This window comes from Ensifer sp. MJa1, assembly GCF_037026475.1.
Lineage (GTDB): Bacteria > Pseudomonadota > Alphaproteobacteria > Rhizobiales > Rhizobiaceae > Ensifer.
The window spans coordinates 1-344 of sequence record NZ_JAKUMO010000074.1 but is presented as its reverse complement, the minus strand read 5'-3'; the positions used below and the strand labels follow the sequence as shown (position 1 = coordinate 344).

Sequence of the window (344 nt, the reverse complement as noted above, 5' to 3'; positions counted from 1 at the left end):
GTCGCGCACCATGTAGCCGCTGTCGGGATCGGTGCGCGACACCTTGGTCTGCTTCACCTCAGGCGCGCGCTCCTTCTGCTTCAACGGGTCCTGACCATGCAGCCTGCGCTCGGCCTCGATCGCCCGGTCGAGATCGGCCCAGTAATCGGCCCGCGACTTCTCGACCATCGCAAGATCGTATCTGCCCTTGTTGGCATTGGCCTTCAGATGGGTCGAGTCGGTATAAAGCACCGTGCCGTCCACCAGTCCGTGGCCGATCGCCTGGCTGACGATATGGTCGAAGATATCCTGCGCCACATCCGTGTCGTTGAAACGCCGCCGCCGGTTCTGCGACAGCGTCGAGG

The 344-nt window shown here is 63.1% G+C and carries 1 pseudogene; it reads right to left on the bottom strand.

Going from position 1 to position 344, the window contains the following annotated elements:
• Window positions 1–344, bottom strand: a pseudogene (locus MKZ91_RS31560) (IS5/IS1182 family transposase); the annotation flags it as partial.